General features: G+C 64.6%; 10 protein-coding genes, 1 tRNA gene and 1 pseudogene. 5 read left to right on the top strand and 7 right to left on the bottom strand.

Features of this window, described 5'->3' with window-relative positions; all coding sequences use genetic code 11:
- Positions 1 to 164 precede the first annotated feature (164 nt).
- Genes QZY03_RS10185 through QZY03_RS10165 form a run of 5 tightly spaced genes read left to right on the top strand, consistent with a single transcriptional unit; the run spans position 165 to position 3,775 of the window.
- On the top strand, positions 165 to 401 hold the full coding sequence (locus tag QZY03_RS10185) for a 4-vinyl reductase (RefSeq protein WP_295580619.1): 237 nt from the start codon (positions 165 to 167) through the stop codon (positions 399 to 401).
- A 26-nt stretch (positions 402 to 427) separates the two neighbouring features.
- Positions 428 to 1,666 (top strand): SpoIIE family protein phosphatase, encoded by a 1,239-nt coding sequence (locus tag QZY03_RS10180; RefSeq protein ID WP_295580617.1) that lies wholly within the window; start codon positions 428 to 430, stop codon positions 1,664 to 1,666.
- A gap of 15 nt (positions 1,667 to 1,681) precedes the next feature.
- Positions 1,682 to 2,230 carry a SiaB family protein kinase gene (locus QZY03_RS10175; protein ID WP_295580615.1) on the top strand — a complete coding sequence of 183 codons (549 nt, stop codon included), beginning with the start codon at positions 1,682 to 1,684 and terminating at the stop codon, positions 2,228 to 2,230.
- 11 nt (positions 2,231 to 2,241) lie between these two features.
- Positions 2,242 to 2,622: a DUF1987 domain-containing protein gene (locus tag QZY03_RS10170; RefSeq protein ID WP_295580613.1), complete on the top strand. Its 381-nt coding sequence runs from the start codon at positions 2,242 to 2,244 to the stop codon at positions 2,620 to 2,622.
- The gene (locus QZY03_RS10165) at positions 2,615 to 3,775 is read left to right on the top strand and encodes a diguanylate cyclase (RefSeq protein ID WP_295580611.1); all 1,161 of its coding nucleotides are present in this window, start codon (positions 2,615 to 2,617) and stop codon (positions 3,773 to 3,775) included. The genes QZY03_RS10170 and QZY03_RS10165 overlap by 8 nt, the downstream gene beginning before the upstream one ends.
- A 242-nt stretch (positions 3,776 to 4,017) precedes the next feature.
- Here QZY03_RS10165 and QZY03_RS10160 read toward each other — a convergent pair.
- From QZY03_RS10160 to QZY03_RS10130, 7 genes and pseudogenes are all read right to left on the bottom strand, one after another.
- Positions 4,018 to 4,102, bottom strand: a tRNA-Leu gene (locus tag QZY03_RS10160).
- 173 nt (positions 4,103 to 4,275) lie between these two features.
- Positions 4,276 to 4,767, bottom strand: a complete 492-nt coding sequence (locus tag QZY03_RS10155) for a hypothetical protein (RefSeq protein ID WP_295580609.1) — start codon at positions 4,765 to 4,767, stop codon at positions 4,276 to 4,278.
- Entirely contained in the window at positions 4,764 to 5,030 is a 267-nt protein-coding gene (locus QZY03_RS10150) for a UPF0175 family protein (RefSeq protein WP_295580607.1), read from the bottom strand. The genes QZY03_RS10155 and QZY03_RS10150 overlap by 4 nt, the downstream gene beginning before the upstream one ends.
- A gap of 499 nt (positions 5,031 to 5,529) precedes the next feature.
- Entirely contained in the window at positions 5,530 to 5,787 is a 258-nt protein-coding gene (locus tag QZY03_RS10145; RefSeq protein WP_295580605.1) for a hypothetical protein, read from the bottom strand.
- Positions 5,788 to 5,847: 60 nt separating this feature from the next.
- Positions 5,848 to 6,105 carry a BrnA antitoxin family protein gene (locus QZY03_RS10140; RefSeq protein WP_295580603.1) on the bottom strand — a complete coding sequence of 86 codons (258 nt, stop codon included), beginning with the start codon at positions 6,103 to 6,105 and terminating at the stop codon, positions 5,848 to 5,850.
- 420 nt (positions 6,106 to 6,525) lie between these two features.
- The gene (locus QZY03_RS10135) at positions 6,526 to 7,065 is read right to left on the bottom strand and encodes a L,D-transpeptidase family protein (RefSeq protein WP_295580601.1); all 540 of its coding nucleotides are present in this window, start codon (positions 7,063 to 7,065) and stop codon (positions 6,526 to 6,528) included.
- A 101-nt stretch (positions 7,066 to 7,166) separates the two neighbouring features.
- Positions 7,167 to 7,395, bottom strand: a pseudogene (locus QZY03_RS10130) (SAM-dependent methyltransferase); the annotation flags it as partial.

Raw genomic sequence — 7,395 nt, 5'->3', positions numbered from 1 at the left:
TGGTGCGCCGCACCAGTTGGGCGGCGGCGAATTTCGTCAACTCAACCGCAGACCCGGACGCCCTCGTTATTTCCCGCCAGGATTGGCAACGCGTGCTGAATCAACTGGCCTCGACTCCCTGAAATGGCCAAAGTCGAGTCCAGGAGGCGCTCCGAAAATTGAGTATGGGCATTCTGCGCGTCGAACAGGCGGACCTGGAGCGACTACGGTTCACGCTCACGGTCGCCGAGGACTTGGATTGCTCCGGCCTGCCGGTCTGCGGCGAACAGGTGTGCACCTATGACGAGGGCTTCATCCATGGCCTGCTGAGCTCCCATACCGGGCGCGAGTTCCAGGTGCGCGAGGTGGATTGCTGGGCCTCGGGGGATCGCGTGTGCCGCTTCGAGGCGCACGCGCTCTGAACCACCCGGACGCCCCGCGCTCACGCATGGTCACCGTTGCGGCACATTATCTGGATCAGTTGACCGTGACGGTCTACCAGCTCCTGCGGGGTGAGAAGCCGGCGCCGATCGCCCTGCCGCCCGATTACCCGGAGGACGAGTTCAGACAGTTCGTCGGTTATTTCAACCGCCTCGTGCGCGAATACGACGACTTCGCCGATTTCATGTACTCGATGGCGCGGGGCGAGTTGGACCGCGCGCCCCCGGCGGGTAAGATGCGGGTGCTGCAATCCTTCAAGAGCCTCCAGGCCAACCTGCGCCACCTGACCTGGAAAACGCAGCAGATCGCCGCCGGGGACATCTCTCAGCGGGTCGATTTCATGGGCGATTTTTCGACTGCCTTCAATGAGATGACGCGGCAGTTGCAGCAGGCGTTCGCGGACCTGCGGCAGGAAAAGGAGCGCTCCGAGCAACTGCTGCGCGACCTGACCGACAGCATCGCGTATGCCCAGCGCATCCAGGCCGCCCTGTTACCCCCGCCCGGGGCCCTGGATGACTATCTGGCCGATTCCTTCAGCCTGTGGCTGCCGCGCGATATCGTGGGCGGTGACATCTATTGTCTGGAGGCCTGCCCCGCGGGCGGCCTGGTCGCACTCCTGGACTGTACCGGGCATGGGGTACCGGGCGCCCTGATGGCGATGCTGGCGGTCACCGGGCTGCGTCAACTGATCCGGGATGAACACTGCTACGCGCCCGCCGCCTTGTTGCAGCGACTCAATGAGTCGATCCGCACGACGCTGCGCCAGGATACCGCCGCGGCCCCCTCGGACGACGGTCTGGATGCGGCCATCTGTCTGATTCAGCGGGCCGAAGGGCGACTGGTCTTTGCCGGCGCCCACTTGCCGCTCTATGTCGTTACCGATGGGCAACTGACGGAGCTGCGCGGTGATCGCGCGAGCCTGGGCTACAAGCGCTCCAAGCCGGGCCACACCTTTTCCAGTCACAGCGTGGCGCTGCGTCCGCGCCAATCCTTCTACCTGTGCAGCGACGGACTGCTCGACCAACCGGGCGGCCCGCGCGGCTTGCCCTTCGGGCGCAATGGCCTCAAGGAGGTGCTGGAGCACCATTGGCGCGAGCCCTGCGCCAGTCAGCGCGACGCGCTCCAGGATCAATTGCGCACCCATGCCGGTCCGCACCACCGCCGGGATGACGTGACCGTTCTGGGCTGGCGGGTGGCCGCCGCGAACGGCCAAGCCCCCGTCCAAGCCTCCGCCGCCTTACCCTAAACCCCGGAGTGGCCGATGCCCACCATCGATCTGTTTGAACTGCGCAACAACTTCGCCCGCCATGACGTGCTCATCGGCTTCAACGGGCCCTTCTCGCATGGCCTGATCGAGGAGTTCGGCGTAGCCCTGCGCCAACACCTGGCGCAGCGGGCGGCGGAGCATTCGGCCCCACTCGATGTCTTCGCGGTCTATGTGGAGTTGGCCCAGAACGTCCGCAATTATATCGCCGCCAAGGGCTTCACCCCGGGTCAGCCGCATAACCCGGACTGCGCCATCATCGCCATCCTGTGGGACGGGGAGCGCTTCGCCGTGGGGGCCGGCAATGTGGTGGCACGCGCGGATGCGGCCGGGCTCGCGGGGCGTATCGGTGAATTGAATGGATTGGACAAGGAGACCCTGCGCCGCCGCTTCAAGGAGCAACTGCGTGCGCCGCGCCGGGCCGGCGACCCCGGCGCCGGCCTCGGCCTGCTGGACATCGCCCGCCGGGCCGCAATGCCGATACGGCTGGCGCGCACCCCGCTCACCGGTGAGTGGGAATTCGTCAGCCTCCTCGTGCGTATCTGAGACAACCGATCATGGAATCACTCGACCTGCCGCAGACCCGCGCGACCCCGCGCGTGTCCTTTGCCGCCGAAACCCGCACCCTGACCCTGGAGGGCGAGTCCTACCCGGAAAACTCCTTCCAGTTTTTCGAGCCGATCCTGGCCTGGGTGGACGCCTATCTCGGCGAGCGCCGGGAGGCCATCACCATCACGGTGAATATGCCTTATATGAACAGCAGCAGCACCAAATGCATGCTCGACCTGCTCGACCGCTTCGAGGACGCCTGGCGCCACGGCCAACCGGTCCTGATGCACTGGTATTATGACCCGGACAATGGCCGGGCACTGGAACTCGCGGAGGAATTCAGGGAAGAGGTCAGCTTCCCGTTCAAGACGGTCCCCGCCCGTGGATGACTCGGTCGACCTCGATGACGGCGTCGGCCCCGCCGAGGCGGCGATCGCGGCCCGCGCCCAGGCCCTGCGGGCTGCCCTGGCGGCCGGGATGCCGGTCGACTGGCCGGCCGAATATTACCTGTTGCTGGAGCGCCACGGGCGGCTCGCCGCGCGTCTGGACAAGGTCCTGGCGATTGCGGACCGCTATCAGGCGTCGAGCCGCGACCTGATCGAACGCCTGGAGGCGGTCAATGGGCAGTTTCACCAGTTGCGCGAGTTGGGGCTGCCGGTGTGCCGCTATTGCGGCCGGATTCACCTGGACGACCAGTACCAGTCCCGGGTCGGGGAGTTCCTCAAGCACCATGCGGACCTGGGCCTCGCCCGCGGGGTCTGCGCGGGCTGTCTGGAGGAGCGTTACGGCGGACGGGTCCGGGCGCCGCTCGCGGCGCCCGCGGGGCCGCGCCCGGTCGACGCGCCGGTGTCCGACAGCGCGCTCAACCGGGTGCGCGCGACCCTCTCCGACCCGGCGTACGCCGGCGCGCCGCTGGCCGCGCCGCTCGCGGACCTGGCGGAGCGCTATGAGAAGCTCCTGCGCCGGCTGAACAAGCTGGTCCTCATCAGCGACCGCTTTCAGGAGCAACTCCAGAACAGCAATCTGCGCCTGGAGCACCTGGCGAGCACCGATTTACTGACCGGTCTGACCAGCCGACAGGCCATGAAGACCTGGCTGGAGGCGCAGATCCGGCGCGCCCGCCTCGAACAGCGCCCGCTCGCCCTGCTGTCGCTCGACATCGACCACTTCAAGCATGTCAACGACACCTACGGCCACGAGGTCGGCGACGCGGTCCTGGTGACGGTGGCCGCCGCGATCCAGCGCGACCGGCGGCGCGGCGATGGGGCCGGACGCTGGGGCGGCGAGGAGTTCGTGGTGTTGCTGCCCGAGTGCCCGTATGAGGGCGCGCTCCCGATCGCCGAGAAGCTGCGCGCGACCATTGCCGAACAGTGGGTTATCGTCGGCGAGCGGGCGATCTCAGTCACCGTCAGCATCGGCGTGGCCGGCTTCACCCCGGACGACACCGTGGACGATCTGCTGCGCCGTGCCGATCAGGCGATGTACGCGGCCAAGCATGGCGGGCGCAACCGGGTGATGGGCACCGGGTGCGATCAGAACTGATGTGGTGGCCGAGATCCCGGGTACGCTGTCGTTGTCGTAATCGAATAATCCGCCCACGATTACGACAACGACAACGACAACGACAACGACGCCCGGTCCGTGAGAACGTCCGGCAGCTGTAACCGTAGGGTCCGCTGTGCGGACCAGGCGCCGCCGCCCGGACCGAGGAGCAAGCCAAAAAAAAGCACTGTTTTCACAGTGCCTTTTTTGTCTTTTGATCAGCGTGTCGGCTGATCAGGAGTTGGTGCCGAGAAGAGGACTCGAACCTCCACGGGTTGCCCCACTAATACCTGAAACTAGCGCGTCTACCAATTCCGCCATCTCGGCTTTTCCGGATCGGGGCGACTCACGGGGGAGGCGGCCTGACGGGAGCGGGCATGTTAGTGAGGGGGCGGGGCCAGGTCTTTCCTTTTTCTTCCTTTCAGGCAAAAAGCAAGATCTGCTTGCCCACCATTTGATCCTTGCGCTCGCCCTCGGTGGCGCAATGACGAGAAATTTAGTCACGTCGGCCCGCCGACTCCGACGGTTCGTCGCAGACGGTCGATGACCTCTGCCGACACATAAAAATTGGTGTCGCCCAGCAGTCGCTCGACTGCGGCGTCGAAGCTCAACCAACCGCGGGATGCCGCGTCGGCCAAGATTCCTAAAGTCCCGGCGACAGCAAGACCCGTGTCGCTGGCAACTTGTCTGCCAATTCGTTCGTCGATCAAGAGCAGCTCAGCATGTCGCTCTGCGGCAAGTGAAATCGCCGCGGCCTCGCCTGGATCGAGTCGTTCGGTACCGGGTGCGCGGGCGGCCGAAGCGGGCGCGATGAGCAGCCACGGCGGCGGAATTCGCAAGAGCGCGCGGAGCTTTTCGGGAGCGCACTGGTGCAGGCACTCTTCTGCAACTTCGCTTGGGATAGTCACCGTGCCGAATCGTCGGGGCAAGACCGCAACGCAGTCGATCAAGGCCAGATAGCAAAGTACCGAGGTGTCGCAGATGACCATCATGGTACGCGAGTATTGTGCAGGCTCGCGATATCTGAGGTCACTTCTTCCAGGGTCGGAGCGGGCCAGGCATGATGCTCAGCGAGGAATGCCTGCGTATCCCAGCTCGACGTATGTCCGAGCAGGTCGCCAATTTCGGCGCAAGAGAGCGTCCCGGTCCGATAGGACTCGACCGCGAAGCCTTCCAATACAGCGCGCGGTACGTCGGTGCATAGTGATTGGAGACGCCTTAGCACGGGGTCGGGAATATTCAGGGTGAGGGTCATAATAACGGCTCATGGTTGGCCAGAACCTTCTCGACCTGCTCGCGCAGGCTGTCACGGAACTGATTGACGGTGATTGTTGCCATCTGTGGCATTGCTCCGACGTACCAGGCTACCGTACAGGATAACTGCAGTTACGCGTGGTATGTAGGGGACGTGGGAAATAGGGGACGTACCCCGAAAGCCCGAAAGCCCATTACCCCAAATGCCCCTAGTCCAGTAGGTTGGGGTAAGGCACGCACCCCAACATCCCCCGCCGCCGAGCGTTGGGGTTCCTTTGTCACCCCAACGGTCATGATCGGGGCGCTCGCCCCCGCCCATGAAAGTTGGGCTATGCTTAGGGGGGCCGCGCCAAGGCCGCGACGTTATAGGCACCCACGGGGGTGGTGCTTGACCGAGCGTCGGAGGCCCGGCCACCGCCGTCCCCCTATCGTGTCTCATTGAGACCGCGAGGGTTGTTTTTGTCTCTACGCCCGCCCGACTTTCACGGCAACCTACGGCGCTAGGGCGCTTCCAGCGCTTCGTTTGGGCTGACGCGTGCCCGGTACGCCGCGGCATCCGGGTCTGCCAGATAGCGCAGCTCGTCGGGGGTCGGGTTGTGGTCGAAGATCGTTTCCATGGTGGCGTGCCCTGGTTGCCTTCGGTCAGTATAGCGCAGCGATGCGCCGCTCAATGTCGATGACCATCCCAGCGTCGCCCGTGCGCAGGCACGCTGCAACACCAACCCGGAGCCTCCCATGACTACCACGACCGTCTGCATCCCTCCCACCGCCCTAACGGGTCTGCGCCTGACCTGCAAAACCTGCGGTGCGCAATCGACTCATCGCCGCGCCGCGACATACTCCCGCATGGCGTCATTCACCCTGGTCTGCCACCCGGGGCCGCTGGCCTTGAGTGCGGCCAGCACGTCCGCGTCGAAGCGGATGGTGGTCGAGACCTTCAGCGGCTTGCCGGCGGGGGGGCGGCCGATGCGCAACCGCGGCTTGACCGCCTCCCACTCTGCATCGGTCAGCGGGCGCGCGTCCGGATCGGACATGGCGGCGGCCGTGATCGCGGCATCTTCTTCGTCGGTGTTCATGATGGTTCCGGGTTTAAGACGCGGCATAGCGGTTCCTCTCCATTGTGTTGGCCTTGCGTAGGCTGATGACGTGTTTGCGGCGTCTGAATTATGGCAACAGACGGTGATTCCTCATCTGCGAAAGGGCCTTGATCATCGTTCCGGCCAGCGATGCGGATTTGGAGTCCAAGGCTTCAGCCTTGGCCTCCAGTCGGCCGACGCCGCGCCTGGCCGGAACCATGATCAAGGTCGCGTCTTGACTCGGGGAATACGCCGTACCATCCGCAAGTTGTCTTCAGTCATGGCTATTGCCTCGGGATCAGCCGCCGCCGTCATCGGTCGGATAGCCGTATCGGGAAAAGGGCGCTCGCTGACGTTGTCCAGCACTTCGAGGGCTTTGCCGTCAAAGCGAACAACTGCCGGATTAGGACGAAGGATGGGCTAAGGCAGGATCTCGACCGGCGTCCCCTTGGTCGTGAGTTCCCAAATCTCGTCGATTTCCATGTCGGAGACGGCGATGCACCCGAAGGTCCAGTCGCCGGTGCGCCGCTCGCGCCAGTTATTGGGCTGGCCGTGGATCATGATCAGGCCGCCGGGGTCATTGCCCTGGCGTAGCGCGCGCAGGCGGTCTTCCTCGCGCGGATAGGAGATATGCAAGGCTTTGCGATAATTGCTTCCGTCGCTGCGCCGATCGATGTAGTAGCGCCCTTCCGGCGTGCGGCCGTCGCCTTGCCGCTGTTTGTGGCCGGTGGGTTGGTAGCCGAGGGCGATCTTGTAGCTGCGGATGGGTTCATTCCCGCGCATCAAATAGAGGCGGCGCTCCGCCTTTTTGACGAGGATCCGATCAGCCAGCCGCGGTTCGCCCGCGCGGTGCGATTGCGTTTGGTGGGACTGGGCTTTGGTCGCGTCTTGTGGGGCGGTTTTCGTCCAGGGGAAGGAGAACGCCGAGGCGGTCAGCGGCGCGGCAAGCGCACCGAGCAAGAGCAGTAGGCTGGGTAGATTTAACATAGAAAGCATTACGTTGAGAAGAGAAGTTAACCTCGCCTATATTGTATAGAACCTGCCGCCGCGGTGTCATCCGGTCAGACGCGGAGGCCCCAGACGGCATAGACCGGATCGGCGCCGGCAAGCCGATCCGCGTAGGGGTCGTCGGGCGGGCGCGGCAGGCCTCGCAGTGACCAGGTTTGGAGGTCACGGTAGCAGCCGGATTCCAGGAAGTATTCGAGTACCAGGCCCGGCCGCTCGAATTCATGAAGATCTTCCCAAATCCGGATCGCCTTGGTCGGGAACCAGCGGTTGGAGAAGGTGATG

This window comes from uncultured Lamprocystis sp., from assembly GCF_903933125.1.
GTDB lineage: Bacteria > Pseudomonadota > Gammaproteobacteria > Chromatiales > Chromatiaceae > Thiodictyon.
Note: the sequence above shows the minus strand (reverse complement) of the source record. Positions and strands in the feature narration are given on the sequence as shown.